Raw genomic sequence first — 15,346 nt, 5'->3', positions numbered from 1 at the left:
GGTGCCGTCGTAACCGCCGGTGATCGCGGTGCGCCCGTCAGAGGTCACCGCCACCGCGTTTACGCCCTCGGTGTGGCCTTCCAGGGTGGATCGGTAGTGGTTGCCGACCAAGGTGGCGACCAGGGCGGCTCGGGTTTCGGCGTTGGGGTCGATCCTCATAGCGGCCGCGCCGAGGCGCAGCGCGTTGCCGGGGTCGTCGTCGCGGAGCGCCGCGGCCTGGAAGGCGAGCCCTTGGGCCACCGCGGTGCGCTGCTGAATGCCTAACTCAACGGTCCGTTGCTGGAGGACGATACCGACTGCGGCGAGGGCCACCACGAGCACAGCCAGGGCCGCGGTGACCCCGGCGCGCAGTCGGTTGCGGCGGCGCGTGGCGCGCTGCTGGGCGAGGTCGCCTTCGATGGAGGCGGTCAGGAACACCTGGGTGAGGGGGCCGAGGCGGTCGCGGTGCCGCTGGTCGGCGGCCCAATCGGCAGACAGGGTGAGCCGAGAACCCCGATAGAGTCCCGCCGGGTCGCGGCCGTCGTGGTCCCAGGTGCGCGCGGCATCGACCAGGTGTTGCTCGATCAGGAGTCCTGCCCGGTCGGTTTCGATCCAGGCGCGTAGCTGGGGCCAGGCCCGGATCAGCGCCTCGTGGGTGATCTCGACGGTGTCGTTGTCCACGGTGACCAGACGGGCTTGGACGAAGCGGTCGAGAACCCGCTGGGCGATGACCCGTTGCGGTTCCGTGGAGGGGGGAAGCAGATCCTCCAGTCGCAGCCGCCGACGGGTGTCGTCGGTTGCTTCGCCGAGCCGTACCAGGCGGGGAAGCAACTGTCGGGCGATCTGACGATCAGCCAGGTCCAAAGGTGCAAGGGTGGTGTCGGCGGTCCGGGCCAGGGCTTGGCTGATTCCGCCGGTGGCTCGATACCCCGCCAGGGTCAACGTCTGGCCTTGGCGGTGCTGCCAGGTCGCCAGCAAGGCATGCGACAACAGTGGAAGGACGCCCCCCGCTTCCATCGTCGTCATTCCGGCGCCGAGATCTTCGAAAAGCAGCTCCGCCAGCCCGTCCTGCAGCACCAGCCCGGCCTGGTGGGCGGGCTCCTCGATGACCCGCTGCAACTGCGCCGGGGTCATCGGGCTGACGAACACTGCATGTTCCAGTGCGGCCAGCAGTTCGGGGTAGGCGGCACAGTGCCCCAGGAAGTCGGCGCGTATTCCCACCACCACCACTGCGGGCGCTTGCGCCAGCGGGGCCGCGCAGACCGCGTGCAACGCCTGGATGAAGATGCGGCGTTGCCGCTCGTCGGGGCAGGCGGTGAACACCTCCTCGAACTGGTCCACGACGATGACCGGGCGTGTGGCGCGCTCTGCCTCTGGCGAGGTGAGCAGTTTGCGTAGATAACCCGGATCGGCTTCCAGGCTCTGCCGTACATCCGCCGGATGCAGGCTGCCCAGCGGGGCGAAACGCTCGGCAAGCACGCGCACCGGATCCTCGCCGGGGGTGAAGCTGACCCAGCCGCCCGGGGCGGATCTGTCCAGGTGAGCGATCAGCCCGGCGCCCAGTAGCGAGGACTTGCCCGAGCCCGAGGGGCCGGTGACCAACAGCGGTCCCTCCCGGTCCAACTGCTCGGCCACCCGATCAAGCAGTCTGCGGGTCAGCTCTGCCCGCCCGAAGAAGAATCGAGCATCCTGCGGCCCGAAGGCGGCCAGCCCCCGATAAGGGCTGAACTCTCCTGCCTGACCGGAGCCGGCGTGGGTTGGGTTCGGCGCGAACGGCAGCCGGTCGACGTGGCCGGCGGCCTGGCGGCGAGGCTCGGGAAATCCCTGCTCGACCAGGGTCCGTGACAGGTGCCGGTGAACGTCATCGAGGGTGAGCAGCCCGGGAGCGGTCGGATCACCCTGGCTGAGCAGTTCGATCAGCGCGCCGGTGAAAGCGGTGTGGGGCTGGCCCTGCGGCGCCCACGCCGACTCATCCCGGTTGGTTGACGTCAACATATACATGCCGTGCCGCACGGTCGTGAAGACTTCGCTCACCTCGGTCTGGGCGGCTCCCTGCGCTCGGCCGGAAAAGCAGCAGTCCAACACGATGATGGTCAGCGCGGCCGGGCAGTCGGCCAGCACCTGCCGGATCTGCTCATACGGCAGAGCCTGGTGAGCGGCGATTCCCCGGGTCAGGTCCTGGGTGGCGCGGGTGGCCAGGTGCAGGTCGTTGCGCGCGCTCACCAGGCCGTGGCCCACGTAGTAAAACACCAGCACGTCACTGGCTTGCTCGGCGGCGGCGACCAAGGCGGCACCGAACTCGCCCGGGTTGGCCGGGTCGATGAGCGTGGTGAGATTGGCCTGATCCAGTCCGGCCCGTTCCACCAGGCAGCGGCCCAGATCACTCACCGTCGAAGCGATCGCGGGCACCTCGGGAAGCCGGGAGCCGGCGACGTAGGCGCCCGATCCCACCAGTAGGACCCGAGCGCCCGGCGACCCCAGAAGCAGCTCACCCGGCTCCACGGGCGTCCTCTGCGTTCTTGAGTACCTCGGCGATGTGGGTGGTCAGCGCGCGGGTCCCCGCCAGATCCAGAGACTTGACGCCCTTGGCGCTGACCTCCGCCACGGCGTCACCTCGGGTGAGCTTCACCGTCACCTCGCCACCGCGATTTCCCAGCCAAGCGATCACCACGCCGGCCATGGTGGCCAGCGCGCCCCCGGCGCCGAAGGCAACCTGCAGCATTTCCGGAATCGGACCGAGCGCGCCGGCGGCCGGTTCGGCTTCGACAAGACCCACCCGTCCGCGCAGCTCCGGTTCCTCCGCCAGCCAGGAGCGTAAGTCACGCAGCCCGTCCGCTGAATCGCCGGCTGTGACGGTAACCAGGATCTCCATCGGGCTCCCCAGAAGCCAAGGGCTCAAGACAGCATTACCGGCCGTCATGTTCCCCCGACGCTCCATGAGCACAGCCAGCCACAAGCTTGGCCGAAGTCAACGAGATCAGCTAGTGCAGATCGGGCGGAAGTTCGTGGAGGGTATCGATCAGTTGAATTCCCTAAGGCCCCGAGGAAGCACTCGTCCAAGTAAAAGAGCGCAAACTGCTGCGCAGCGCGCATCATACGAGCAGGGCAGGAGGGGGAGGGGTTCTCGGGTAGTCGTATTCAGATTTCGCGCGTCGATTGCTCCCAACCACTTGCGGAGGTGGCCCTCGCCCCTCATGGTTGAAGTGTAATTGTTTAGCTACAGAAGGTGACTTTCGATGGCGCTGTTCATGCACATGGCGTCCTGGATGGCAGCGATGGTGCCGGATCCACTGTTCTTCGGCGGCTGAAGGTAGACCCAGGCCCGGGTACGTGCTCTATTGCGTGCCCAGGCCCAGGGTGCGTCGTGGCGTCGTTCCAGTGCTTGCGGCGAGCGCCGGGAGAACCCTGCCATCATTCCCATGGCGGAAACGGGCCAAGCCGAGCACGGAGCTTCTCGGCCATCTCGGTCGATAGTTCAGCCATCGGCTCATCGCCCAGGAGCGCGGCGAGCGCCTTCAACAGCTGCACGATGGCGTCGCCCTCCCACCAACTCAGCAAAGGCGTCTCCAGCGGCGGCTGCCTCCGCGCGGAGTCGACCTCCGCGGCCAGGACGTCAGCCAGTTCCATGCGCGCGGCCCGCGCGGTCAGACTCTCTGTAGTCACCATGTTGCGCAAGGTTAGCGGCGAAGCTCGGGCGGCAGAGGACAAACGGGTCGTTGAGAAAAGGCGAACCACCCCAACACTTTTCCGATAATCCACTGCCTGCGGTCCACTCGCTTGGGAAAGGGCGCCTGGCCCCATCCTGATGGAATACACTCCATCACCGGTTATGTACGCAGCGTGACACATGTGAGCACGAAACTGCCGTGCCGATCCTCGACGAGGAGACCAGCGACCGCATCGTCGTCTGTCTGCGCCTGGGTCCGTGGCCCCGCCTTCCACCGGCCTGCAATAGTGATCAACTTGGGGCCGGGCCGGATGTTCTCACTCTGCTGCTCGCCTCGCGATGGGCCTCAGGGTGCGGCGACCAGGAAGCTGTGAGTCGCCGGCTTCCCTTCAGCCCTTCGTACTCCCGATCACCCCACCGCTGTACGGCGAACACCGAAGTCAGCGATCGTCATAGTCTCCGACCCACTGAGCATCTGATCCGTAGCAAGGTCAGAGTTGTCCACCGGCATCCAAGCCTGCGTAGATACCTGCTCGGAGGGGTGCGTGCGGCTCTAGAAATTCCATGCCTGTCCATGGTCATCCAGGCTTGTTGTTAGCACCAGCATTAGCAAGATCGCTCAAAGGGACGCTCGTCAGGGACGAAGCCCTGAGCTGACCTCCAGCTATGTCCTCGACGATCCCAAGCAGGTGCGTATCCGCACCTACAAAGGCCGACTTGTCAAGACGAAGGATCCGGAAGGTCAGAAGCTGATCGCTGAGCGGATCACGCGGATAGACCTGGACGTGCTCGCGGTCCAGGAAGTCGAGACATCGATACGCTCCGCTTCTTCGTCGCCCAACACCTCGATCGCCTGCACTCGCATCTGGCTCTCATTAAAGGCAACGACCCCCGACTGATCGACGTAGCCGTGCTGTCGAAACTCCCGGTCGGCGCGGTCACCTCCTGGCCGCACGCGGCCCACCCCGAACTACTAAGGACCCCTGATCTCAGATGTCCTTTAAATCGGATCACGCTCGCAGCAAGTCCATCCAATAGTCCCAGGCCTGGTCGGCGCTGTCGCGCACCCCCCTAGGGATCGCGATCTGGAGCTCGGCGGTGGGATCCTGAAGCCATTCGTCACGTAGACTGAATTCTTGAGGACGCCATTCCCGAGCGATTTTTTCGGCATGCTGATGAGTTTGTAGAAGACCGTCACTATAGCAGGAAACCAGGATGTTGGCCTGTTTCAACGCTATCCGCGCCTCCTCCTTGAAATACTTCCAGCACTGCAACCAATCGCTGTTCGCGGTGGAGAGCAGGATCACGTTAGACTCGATCTCAGAGTTGTATCGCCGAAACCTTCTGTCCATCCGCTCCTGGTTGGCTCCCTCCATTGTGGAAGGCACTTCACTTTCTCGTTCGACCGGGTCAATTCCTGCAATTTCCGGTGCGGAAGCAGCGGACTTGATGGCGCCGGAAAGAAAGTGAAGCTCATTGACCCTAATGGTTAGCGTCGCCGACGACACCCGTGCTTCCCTTTCAATCAATCCCAAGGCCTTCCCCCGCTCGATAAGCAGACGGCTTTGCTGGATATCTAAGTACGAATCGATCTGGACGAGAAAGGTCGGCCGATAGGTCGGATCGATGATGAATATCTGGGCAAGCGCCTGGTTCCTGCCATCTGCCGCACCAGCCTCCCTTGCCTCCTCGGGAGTGACTGTATCGAAAATGGAACGAATTGATAATTCACCATATTTATTCGCACGATAAGGGGCAACGCTGGCGCGACTCTCGGCTACCGCATCATCGATCACTTCGTGCCCAGCAGGCCCCGTAGACCTAAACACGTCAACCTGGGTCTCTGATGCAGGTGTCGCACTATCCCCATCGAGGAGAGGCATTTGGACATTGGTCGGTCGGCAGAAGGCAGGCGATGCATCTGCGATAGCGACCAGAAGACGCATGGCGCCTTCTCCTGTCGCTACATGAGAAGGAGCACGAAAGGAGGGAGCGCCGTCTGAGAAAGCGATCAGTAACTGCCGCCAGAATCCCTCACGTTGCATTGCTGCCATCACCTCCCTGCTCCTCTCCATTATTTGGCGGCGGGGGTATTAGATCCAACGCAATTCGCCCGATTTTCGCCATGGCCACTGGGGCGACTCCACCGAGTCCGAGCGCGAGCAATGGAGTGGCGATAATCCCCGTCATCGCGGCGGCTAGAGTGACCCCGGCTCCGATGCCGCAGTGCAGGACACATGCCACGATGAAGTACTGCCCTCCGGGACCTTCAGGGTATCTCCAGGCAGGTCCTTTGGCTCCTCGGTTGGCTTCTAAGAAGACCAGCGCGCGGTTGATAGCCGCGCCGGCGAAGCCCCACAGGGCGTAATGCCACATGGACTCACAATAGAGCCAGTGAGCGGTTGGGAACAGGTGATCTCGGGCAGCCGGCAAAAGAGATCTCTGACCCTACCGAAGGAAGACCAGCGTCCAGAGAGGTTTCCCTTGTTCTAGGTCCCCGGCAGGATTCAGACTTGCGGCACCCGCTTTAGGAGAGCGCTCGCCGCATTGGATCGTCGATACCTTTCACCTCGATCTATGCCGTCAGGGACTGCCGATCCACTCTTGATCATTTCGCGTATATGTCGCGCTCGGCTACCCGTGCTCGTGAAGGATCGTCATGGCCTCCAGCACATTGCCGACGATGTGGTCGGCGTTGTGCTCGCTCTAAGGCCATGTGTCTCGGTCGATCCAGTTCGTCCGGAGACCGGCGGCGCGTCCGCCGGCTATGTCGGCGATGAGGTTGTCGCCGATCACCCATCCGCCCTCGGCGAGAGTCGTGCCGCAGCGCTTGGCCGCGATAACGCACAGAGCGCCCCGCTTCCCCTGCCTGGTCAACGACTGGGGTTGGCGGCGCCGCCGGGCGACCAGGCCGAGTGCGGCCATCCGCGCGACTGTGTTGTCCGAGACCCGCCAGCCATCGTGCTGCAGGTCTCGGGTGATGCGCGGCAATCCGTAGGTGCCGGACGAGGCGGCGAAGTGCGCCGTGATCGCCGCATCCAGGTCGGCGCGTCGCTGCTCACGAAGGGTAGGCGCCCGCACCGCCACTTGTAGAACCAGGCCTGTGAGACCCCAATGCCCGGCAGGCAAGCGCGTGGGAGGCGTTCCTCCTGCTCGCGGTTGCTCATTTTAAAGCCGACGGACAGCGGGACCTTGCCCGACTCCTGGGCGGCATTGTCATCAGCAGCATCGAGGTCGAGTTGTGGGTGACGATGAAGTTCTCCGTGACGTAGAGCCCGTCGGGGTTCGCCACGGTGATGCACCGGACGTTGTCGAGGCCCTCGGGCTCGACGGACACGATTCGGCGGTTCGGCGGACGCAGATTCTTGGCGTGGTCGTCGTACCGCTCCCGCTTACGGGCGAGCCGGAAGGGGTTGCCGTACGGCAGGCGCATGGACAGCCGGTAGGCCGTACGGCAGGTGATCCGCTCCCCGGCATAGTTGACGTAGCTCGTGTTCTTGGTACGGACCCGGACGCAGCCTCCCAGCGACAAGACCAGCTCACGGACATCGTCGGCCAGCTTCGGCGACACGGTGGTGAAGGTGACGGAGTTGCCCTCCATGCCGCCGTCGGTGTCGAGGAGCCCGGCGAGCAGGGCCTTGCGGTCCTCTACCGAGGCGTGGAGGTAGCTCTCCGGGATGAACTTGTCCTCGGTGCGGTGGCCGTGCAGTCCGAGCTGCCGGAGGGCGGCGGTGACGGGCGGGGTGCCGGTCGCCCGCCAGTGTTTTGTGCCGTAAATCCCGTAGCCGTACTTGAGCTTCCCGTTCTTGTCACGGGGGCTGCCCTTGCGGGTGATCCGAGCGCCTGCGGGGAGCGCGGCGCGTACGGCTTCGACCAGCTCGTCGTCGGCGAGCGTGATGACCACGCCGTCACCGGTGAGGCCGCCGTCGCCGAGCAGCAGGCCGAGGAGGTAGGCGCCGAGCGGGAGGTCACCAGCCGGGGTGTACTCCACGGGCGCGACGACGGGCAGCATGCCGAAGCGCTTGTTGGTGGCGACGCGGTTGCGCAGGGTGCGGGTGTCTATGGTGCGGGAGGACAGCGCGTGGGGGTGGACGGTCCACAGGTGGTCGCCGCAGGCGACGGTGGAGGTGCCGTCGTCGAGGGAGACCTGGAAGACCTCGCGGATGCCGCGCTCGTGGACGGCGACCGCCTGGACGGGGCGGCCGTCCCCGCCGATGACCAGGTCACCGGGGACGAGTTCGCCGATCTTGCGCCAGCCGGTCGGGGTGAGTACGGGGGTGCGGTGGGGCTGGGCCTTGCCCGCCTGCGGGGGACCCACAAACGTGATCAGGTTGCCTCCTTCAAAAGCCTGCAAAGCAATATCAATAGCAGGGAACCCCGACGGAATTTCACGCAGGCGGCCGTCGAGCTTGGCCAGCTCGCGGCAGCGCTCCAGCCGCTCCGGCTCGTTCTGGGTCGGGTCGACGTCGGCCGCTCAGGGACCTGCGGGCGATGTCGCATGTCCCCCGGTCGATCGCCCGCGCACGCCGGCCACGGCGAGCAGCAGCTCGGGATCGCGGACGACCGACAGATCGACGCGGCGGCGAATGCTCGTGAAGACCCGGCGGGCCGCGCGGACGGCCGCCAGCCGCCGCCGCTCCGCGGCGCGCGGCAGGTCGACGCCCGTCACCCAGAGGCGTGGGACCGCGCCGCGCGCGAGGATACGGCGCGGCGTACGTGACCTCACGACCGGCCCAGTCGGGCCCGGCATGCCCCCTCCGTCTTGGGCGACCGGACAGGCGCTAACGGACGCCGTAAGGCACGCGGCCCGTGTGGTCTCGGCCACCCCCGACTGAGCACCGACGCAACATACGACGCGAGCGCCCCGTAGAGCGCCGTTGAGGACCATAACTAGGCCACAGACAGCAAGAGGCCCGGCACCGCGTTTCCGCTGGTGACGGGCCTCTTTTGGCTGGTTCGACAGAGTGCAGCCGTTGGACTAAAACCCGTAGCGAAGAAGGCTAGAATCGTCACTTTGAAACCATTAGTGTAATACCTACGCGTAACCACGAAGATCTGTAACGTCTCTACATAAGTTTCCCTTGAAAGGACTAAAGATGCAAGGCAGTACACCACAGCACTACACGATCGCAGATTTCCTCAAGTGGAACGACGATAAGGAACTAATACTAAATCCTAAGTTCCAGCGTGGCCCGGTTTGGCTAACGCCAGCGCGGACCTACCTAATCGACTCAATCTTGAGAGGCTACCCAATCCCGAAACTACTCCTCCGAACACAAGTTGATCGTAATACACGTAGAACGATACGAGACGTCGTCGACGGACAGCAGCGCTTGCGGGCGATAATAGATTTCGAACGGGACGGATTCCCCCTCGGAACGAAAGCAAAGGAGTATAAGGGAAAACGCTACTCCGATCTCGATGATGACGAGAAGGACGCCTTTCTTTCATACAAGCTGACTTGCGAGCAGCTTATCAATGCAAGCGACGATGACGTTCTTGAAGTGTTTCTAAGAATTAATTCATACGCCATTCCAGTCAACGAGCCAGAACTTCGAAATGCCCGATTCGATAACGAGTTTAGCGAGTTGGTCAAAGAACTGGTTCCCAAGCTTCGCGACACATGGGATCTAGGAGTGCTCTCCGACAGGGAACGAGTTCGGATGGCCGATCAATCGGTGGTAGCAGAAGTAATCGGATACTTCCTCCAAGGGGTAGCCGATGGCGCGGAAGCCGATATTACTAAGCTGTACGAATACACCTCTCATAAGGACTTCGATACAAACCATCTCCCGTCTTTCGAGGAAGTGGTTTCCATATTCCAGCAGGCCACCGACCTCCTTGTCGACCTAAAGAAGGAACCAATAGTTCAACGGCCGCACTTCCTTATACTCGCGGCGGCAATCATGTACGCTAAGGGGATTCTTCCGCAGGGAAAGCTCGAATTTGACTCCCTGCCGCATCCAGAGGAGATGCTAAGGGACAAAGAAGAAATCGTAGAGTCAATGCGTGCTCTCAACGGTGCCTTAAGTGCAGATAACGACGATGAGATTCCGATTTCTCTGCGACGATTCAGAGAGGCGCGCGCTACTACTCAAAGAATGAAAAGCCGTCAACCTCGTTTCGAGTTCATGTGCGCGGCCCTCGCTGCTGCTTTGCCAACGCGGTAGACGATGCCGCATCATCCAATTGAGCTAGCCAAGGCGCACGAGGAATTCTTCGAAGAGCTAGCACAGATAGAGAGAGTCTTTCTTGCTCTCGACAATACGCCGCACGTAGACGCTTTTGAAGTACCCTACAGACCACTGGAAGACGGATGCGTCGTCTCTCTTTGGGACGCATGGAATAGGTTCATGAGATCCCTACTTCTTATGAGCTGCTCAGGTCCATCCAAGGGGACTTCCGGAAATCTATACACACCGACAGAAAGTCGTGATGAACAGGCTGCTACAGAGATCTTAAAGCAACTATCTCGACGTAGAGGAAGCAAGATCAGGGTAATGAACGGTGAGCCTAAATGGTTTGATACCCTAGCATTACCCGACATGACCGCAGGCCTCTGTCTCGAAAATTCGGGCATCATCGATTCATCCATAACAGCCTCAATGATCGACACCGGAGGTGGAATAATATTAAAAAGCCCACTAGAAGAGATTCGCTGCATCCGTAACTTCGTCGCCCACAAGAACATAGGAACTCTCACTAAGGCGCAGGACTATATGCGCCTTCCCGTTCGAGACGTCTTTGCTCATATCCGCGAAAAGACGGAGGGTGGCCTCCCTCGCTTTTGTCACTGGATAGATTCATTAGGTGCACTAGCCGAGGCATCCGTTTACTAGCCTCACATTGATGCCACCAGACAGCGAGATGATCGTCCGTTGCCATCTCTATTGGCAACTTTGGCCGCTATCTCCCGCTTTCACGTAAGCAAGCGTGCGATGAGCCCCGACTGCGCTCAGGGGAACGTACGGAGCCATTTCCCGAGGTCCGATCACCGCGGTGACCACGGTGGCGGCGGCAACGACGATTGCCCCACCAGTCAACAAGAACCCGGTCACCCGGCGCCTCGGTAGCCTTTCCCGGAACCGAGCGACCAATCCATCTTTGTCGTCGTTGCTCTCCACGACAGAACTACAGCGCATCCTGCCCACGGACGTCTACACGTTGTGCCACATGCGGCCTCGCCGCAGTTTCTTGTCCTAACGCACGATCCTGTCACCACCGTCCGATGACAGCCCGCGGTCCTCCGCAGGCGTCGTCACGCAGTTGGTCACTCACCCGACCTTCTGCTTACAAGAGAAGGGCAAGGGCCAGGTCGACGGCATTCGCTCCAGGCCTGGCGGTAGGTGCTGGCCAGTGCGGTGTGATCGTGTGAGGCGATGTTGCTGTATCTGTTGCTGTACGGCAACGCGTCGACAGCCCGCTTGCGTGATCCCCTGGCAAGTATCTATTCATGGCGTCGCGGCATCGGCTGAGTCGATACTGTCGGGAGCCTCGTCGCCTGGCGCGTGATCCACCTGGTATACGCCCGGCCTGATCTCGCGAGATCGCTGGCGAACCGATTCCGCCAACGCCGGCGGCCAGATCGTCTCTTCGGTCCAGATAACACCGACGAATGCGGCTAGATTGGCCGGGTTAACATCACTCAATTCCGACAGGTCGAGCCCGGAAGCGTCTAGGTGTACCGCCTCCAACGCAGATCCAACCCGACGAACATGAGTTTGGGCCAAAGCCCGGGCCGCCGCCTCGGCGAGACTACGAAGGCTTGGGCTGGTCAGCATCTGAGCGAGGTCGGAAGCGCGAGCGCTGGCAAGGGCGAGCGCTTCGTCGCAATCGCCATCGAGTTCGTTCGCCCGGGCCAGAGTGTGCGCCAGGTCGTCGGCCAAAGCGCGTGCACGGTCCAGTGCCCGGTCCCGGTCCCTGGTAAGCCCGTCTGCCGCACTGTGGGCACCCTTGCTGGCAACGGCGCGAGTGCGGTCGCGAGCAGCGTCACCGATCCGGTGAAACGCACGGGCGACGTGCCCGTCGGCCGCCCGCTCGCGGACCAGCTCATGCCCCAGGTCGTTGGCTTTGGCACGGGCGCTGGCCGCGGCAATCGCACTGGCTACGGCGTGCGCGAGCGCGCGGGCAAGCGCGAAGATCAGCTGGCGGGAGGTGACGACAGCAGCGATGGCCCTCGGATCTGTGACTTGAGCCGCTGAGGCCGCGTTGCGCGTGAAGGGGTAATACGGCGCGGTGTCGGTGCCGCGCTGGTCGGGCTTCGGCAGGCCTTGTTCCTTAAGACGCGCAGACAGCACAGGGTAGATGTCGCCCAGCGTGAGCCACGCAGGCTTGTGCGGTATGCCAGAGCGAACCAGGTCGCAGAGCTGACCGGTGAAGGAGGTAAAGGCCTCGCCCTGCTGGTCGGCCGGAGGCACGTGTGCCACTTTGTTGCGGGTGGTCGCAGTCAGCGTGTACACGCCCTGGATGTGGGCGATATCGGCGATGTCAGAGTCTCTGTCACCGCCGAGTGCCTCGATGGCTCTACCCGCGAAACAGCAGTCCAGGATCACCATGCGAATAGTGGCCGGACAACCGCTCAGTACTTCCGACACAGCTTGCCAGGGCAGGCCAGTGAACGTGAGGCGGTCACGCCGGGTCGCTGTTACCGTCAAGCACAGGTCGCCGCGTTCGGACAGATTACCGTGACCCGCGTAGTACAGCAGCAATGTCCCAGTGGTCTCCTCTACAAGGTCGGCGATCTGCGTCCCAAGCTCGGCGGCCGACCGCGGGTCGGAAATGACAGTGACCCGTTCAGGTGGCCATCCACATAACGCCGGATCGGTGAGCACCTGCTGCATAGCCCGCAGATTGTTGCGAACTGCGGGAATCGGAGGAAAAGCGGCGTGCTCGTACGCCGACACGCCAATCAGAATGGCCTGGGAAGCGGCGTACGACGCGGCGTCAGTCGTCATTGGGGGCGTTGATGATTTGCGCCAACAGAGGAATCACATCGTCCGTGGTAGTGATATCCAGGTTGATGGAGCGCCCGTTGGCCTCAACGGTCAGTTTCGCGCTCGTTCTGCGCGCCAGCAGCCATGTCTTCAGCGAGGAGGCCAGGACGGATCCCATACCGCCCGCGCCGACGGCAATCGTCAGCAACTCAGGCAGCGCGCCGAGGTCGGTGTCGCCAATCGGTGCGTGAGCTGTCCGGACCCGGCCGCGGAGATCGTCCTCGGCATCGAGCCACTCGCGGAGGGCCATTAGGTCGCCGCTGTCGCCGTCGGTGCTCCTGATCCGGACTTCCATCTGACTCCTTGCATGCACTGGCTCAACGACCAGAGCAGATCCTTGATACCTGCTTTGTTCCGACGAATCTACTCTGCGATATCCCATCCGTGCCATGGGCCGCAACTCGGCCCCACTGGCCGGCCCGGACGCAGGCCCCCGACCACACTCGACCCGTCAAAAATCTGGGTTACCGATAACCGCGCGCCGTTCTTGCATACGCGAATCAGCATCCATCTATACGAGCTCGCGCACTGCTGACCTGCACTTTTCAGGCGGACCAATCACCATGCTTGGATGACAAGGGCCGTGGTCAGCAGGTTGTAGGCGGTCGCCGGCGTTTGTCCGTGTGTGGGGACGTTGCTGTCAGCGCTGCTGTCACCTCGGCCAGGTCGCGCTCGCGGCCGGCGTGGCGCGAACGATCAAAGCGAACGTGCTCCACGCATCGCGTACGGGCCGATCGGTGCGGTCACGGCCGCGCTCCCCGTGCTCACCCTGACGATCTCCTTCGAGCTCCTCATGGGCCTGATCCGGCGTGCGTCGGCACCCGCAGGTAAAGATGCCAATTGGCAGCTTTACGAGGGGGCGGACCTGCCCGATCCCGAAGTGATCGCGGCCACGGATCCGATGCTCTCGACCGCTCGCGAGCGGTACGCCGCGGTGCTCTCGACCGGTGAGCTACCGAGCCTGCGTGCTCTCCGGCGTGATCTCAGCGTAGGAGCACCGCGAGCGAAGCGAATCCGTGCCGAGCTCGCTGGGCAGCACACGACGAACGCCGAGAGCGCCCACCCCTAAGGGCGGACGTCTTCGCCATGCCGCGACGTTAAGGCGAACTGCGGCGGACCATCAAGGGGCCGGGTTTGGCTCGTACGCGTTGCATTTACTGCTTTTGGTGACAGGCATGGCTACTCGGAGGACAGTTGACTCATGGACTGGGCACTCATTTCGGGATTTGCTGGGGCAGTTTTAGGTGCGGGCACTTCCCTGACTGGCACGCTGCTGACATTACGGCATCAGGCAAGGCAAGAGCACAACAAACGGGTGGAAGATCAGGAGCGCACTGCGCTGACCCGTGCGCGTGACGCGATCGTCACCTTAATGCGCCTAGAGGACAAGCCCAGTGCCGATCTTCAGATCCGTTACCTCAGAGACAAGGTCACGACCAGGGACTACGCAGCAGGCGTGGCCAATCTGAAAGAAGCGGACGCTAGCTGGACGCAGCAGCGCGACGACGCCCTTCTAGTTCTCCAGATGGCCATTGACGACTTCTCGAACGATGCATTGTGGCAGGCCATGGAAGATGTTCATCTCCTACTATGGAATGCCGACTTTCTCTTGAATCACCTAAGAGCGGCCGAGTCGATCACACGACGAATGGCGTGTCACCACGCTCGGGAGTGCCTTGCAGCCTTCAGCCGTGGCAAGCCCCTCCCGAAGGGCTCACCTCGTTACCTGCAGGCAGTTCAGACCGTGAAGAACTGGTTCGCCGAGCAGGAATACATCAAAGAGATTCTTGACGACGAACGCCGCCGTAAGGCACGTGAAGCAGAGGCGAAGTTGGATCGCGAACTGTTCAGCTCGTCTGACACCGGATTTGTACCTGACATAGACCCCACAGACGAGAGCTCGACTCTCAAACCGAACTCTGGAGACACGTCCCCTGGGGCCGTTTGATCTAGGGAACCATTCGGTGTCGACAGCGCCTGTGAGAGACGTGCCGTCAGGGTTGCCGTAAAGAGAGATCAAAAACGCCCCGGGCGTGATCACCTCGGGGCGTTTGGGCTGTTCAGGTGCTGTGGTCAGGGGCAGGGTCGAACTGCCGACCTTCCGCTTTTCAGGCGGAGCATTCACCCTGCTGCGGTCCTTCGACACAAGGTCAGAGGGTGCTGAACGGCCGCCGGTGTGCGCTTGTGGTGGCCGACGTTGTCGTCACGGTTGTCGTCAACCACAGCCGGAGAGGAAGATCATCCCGCGTATATTCCGCACAGCCATGAAATCCCCTCGGGCGCATCCGTCCTGGGCTTCCCTCTCACGTGGGGTCGTGAGTCGCATGTGCGTCCGTCGCTGTACCTCAACGCCGCGTGCAGGGTGTGCTGCATGATCGAGATCGACCGCCAAGAACGCCGCCTGCGCTGAGCTGGTCCCCAGGGGGCCATCGTCCCCCGGGTGAGGTCGGGCCGTCGCGGGGGCCGACGCCTAACGCTCTCCTGAACATTCCACTAACGCAGCGTGGTTCTCGTACACCTACACGTAACGAGTGACCGCGCCAGGGCGATTTTCCCTAGGCCCTTCCCCGCAGAAGAGAGAGTCCTGGCGCCCCCGATCCCCCTGCCCCTGATGTTCGATCTAGGAGCAAAATCCTGTGGCAATCCCCAGAACACGTCGGCTTATCGCGGCGGCGAGTCTGCCGCTGATGGTCGCGGCGACCGTGGG

13 protein-coding genes and 1 tRNA gene are annotated in these 15,346 nt (G+C 62.7%); 4 read left to right on the top strand and 10 right to left on the bottom strand.

Annotation, left to right across the window (positions count from 1 at the left end):
* From Psi02_RS37620 to Psi02_RS37610, 3 genes are all read right to left on the bottom strand, one after another.
* Positions 1-2,430 (bottom strand): caspase, EACC1-associated type (locus Psi02_RS37620; protein WP_203980704.1); only part of this gene is annotated, 2,430 nt, incomplete at its 3' end.
* Positions 2,431-2,467: 37 nt separating this feature from the next.
* Entirely contained in the window at positions 2,468-2,851 is a 384-nt protein-coding gene (locus Psi02_RS37615; RefSeq protein WP_203980703.1) for an effector-associated constant component EACC1, read from the bottom strand.
* A 539-nt stretch (positions 2,852-3,390) separates the two neighbouring features.
* Positions 3,391-3,645, bottom strand: a complete 255-nt coding sequence (locus Psi02_RS37610) for a hypothetical protein (protein WP_203980702.1) — start codon at positions 3,643-3,645, stop codon at positions 3,391-3,393.
* Between the two features lie 690 nt (positions 3,646-4,335).
* Between Psi02_RS37610 and Psi02_RS37605 the strand changes: the two genes are divergently transcribed.
* Positions 4,336-4,545: a hypothetical protein gene (locus Psi02_RS37605; protein WP_203980701.1), complete on the top strand. Its 210-nt coding sequence runs from the start codon at positions 4,336-4,338 to the stop codon at positions 4,543-4,545.
* A gap of 111 nt (positions 4,546-4,656) precedes the next feature.
* On the opposite strand, the gene Psi02_RS37600 is transcribed toward Psi02_RS37605, so the two are convergent.
* The 4 genes from Psi02_RS37600 to Psi02_RS37585 all read right to left on the bottom strand — a co-directional run bounded on the left by Psi02_RS37600 (position 4,657) and on the right by Psi02_RS37585 (position 8,396).
* Entirely contained in the window at positions 4,657-5,592 is a 936-nt protein-coding gene (locus Psi02_RS37600; protein WP_203980700.1) for a hypothetical protein, read from the bottom strand.
* 760 nt (positions 5,593-6,352) lie between these two features.
* The gene (locus tag Psi02_RS40515) at positions 6,353-6,727 is read right to left on the bottom strand and encodes an IS3 family transposase (RefSeq protein WP_239095496.1); all 375 of its coding nucleotides are present in this window, start codon (positions 6,725-6,727) and stop codon (positions 6,353-6,355) included.
* 82 nt (positions 6,728-6,809) lie between these two features.
* Positions 6,810-7,964 (bottom strand): LAGLIDADG family homing endonuclease, encoded by a 1,155-nt coding sequence (locus Psi02_RS37590; RefSeq protein WP_203980699.1) that lies wholly within the window; start codon positions 7,962-7,964, stop codon positions 6,810-6,812.
* 156 nt (positions 7,965-8,120) lie between these two features.
* Complete coding sequence (locus Psi02_RS37585) at positions 8,121-8,396, bottom strand: hypothetical protein (RefSeq protein ID WP_203980698.1); 276 nt, start codon at positions 8,394-8,396, stop codon at positions 8,121-8,123.
* A gap of 346 nt (positions 8,397-8,742) precedes the next feature.
* Between Psi02_RS37585 and Psi02_RS37580 the strand changes: the two genes are divergently transcribed.
* Both Psi02_RS37580 and Psi02_RS37575 read left to right on the top strand, forming a co-directional pair.
* Complete coding sequence (locus tag Psi02_RS37580; RefSeq protein ID WP_203980697.1) at positions 8,743-9,816, top strand: DUF262 domain-containing protein; 1,074 nt, start codon at positions 8,743-8,745, stop codon at positions 9,814-9,816.
* A gap of 3 nt (positions 9,817-9,819) precedes the next feature.
* Positions 9,820-10,485, top strand: coding sequence for a hypothetical protein (locus Psi02_RS37575; protein WP_203980696.1), 666 nt, complete (start codon positions 9,820-9,822; stop codon positions 10,483-10,485).
* 612 nt (positions 10,486-11,097) lie between these two features.
* Here Psi02_RS37575 and Psi02_RS37570 read toward each other — a convergent pair.
* The gene (locus Psi02_RS37570; protein ID WP_203980695.1) at positions 11,098-12,600 is read right to left on the bottom strand and encodes a caspase family protein; all 1,503 of its coding nucleotides are present in this window, start codon (positions 12,598-12,600) and stop codon (positions 11,098-11,100) included.
* Positions 12,590-12,934, bottom strand: a complete 345-nt coding sequence (locus Psi02_RS37565; protein WP_203980694.1) for an effector-associated constant component EACC1 — start codon at positions 12,932-12,934, stop codon at positions 12,590-12,592. Before Psi02_RS37565 ends, Psi02_RS37570 begins: the two co-directional genes overlap by 11 nt.
* Before the next feature lie 906 nt (positions 12,935-13,840).
* On the opposite strand from Psi02_RS37565, the gene Psi02_RS37560 reads away from it, so the two are divergent.
* Positions 13,841-14,587 (top strand): hypothetical protein, encoded by a 747-nt coding sequence (locus Psi02_RS37560; RefSeq protein WP_203980693.1) that lies wholly within the window; start codon positions 13,841-13,843, stop codon positions 14,585-14,587.
* Positions 14,588-14,709: 122 nt separating this feature from the next.
* Here the strand turns inward: Psi02_RS37560 and Psi02_RS37555 are convergent.
* A tRNA-Phe gene (locus Psi02_RS37555) sits at positions 14,710-14,773 on the bottom strand.
* Positions 14,774-15,346 lie beyond the last annotated feature (573 nt).

This window comes from Planotetraspora silvatica (assembly GCF_016863315.1).
GTDB lineage: Bacteria > Actinomycetota > Actinomycetes > Streptosporangiales > Streptosporangiaceae > Planotetraspora > Planotetraspora silvatica.
The sequence above is the reverse complement of the archived record's forward strand: the minus strand, read 5'-3'. Positions and strand labels throughout refer to the sequence as shown.